A 387-nucleotide genomic window follows, 5' to 3' on the forward strand; every position below is an offset into this window, starting at 1 on the left:
GGTGAGGACGATGGTCCTTGGCTCAGGGATCATGTTGAGCAGCTTGACGGTGTAGCCGTTGCGGATCGAGCCGTCGGAAAGAGTGACGAATTGAGGGTTGCGGTCGTGCAGGACATTGATCTCCAGCCGCTCGCGGGTCAGCAGCGAGTAAACCAGTGCGGCTCCGACTGCCGACCAGGCGCCAAGATAGATAAAGGTGCGCGGACGGAAGATCTTGCGTATGTGGAAATGCGCCAACTTCTCGGAGAATGTGCCGCCGGCGGTTCGCACCAGCGAAGGGTCCACCGGGCGTTCACCGCCCCCAGTGGCCACAGCCATGTTGGCGTTGTAATCGGACAATGTCGCATAGGAGATCAATCCGCGCTCCCTGCCGAGCTTGTCCATAAT

1 protein-coding gene is annotated in these 387 nt (G+C 59.7%); it reads right to left on the minus strand.

All coding sequences use genetic code 11. From position 1 onward, the window contains the following. The coding region (locus EOA29_RS40875; protein ID WP_281061172.1) for a FixG Ig-like domain-containing protein at nucleotides 1-387 on the minus strand (387 nt) is incomplete at both ends.

This window comes from Mesorhizobium sp. M1E.F.Ca.ET.063.01.1.1 (assembly GCF_003998155.1).
Classification (GTDB): Bacteria; Pseudomonadota; Alphaproteobacteria; order Rhizobiales; family Rhizobiaceae; genus Mesorhizobium.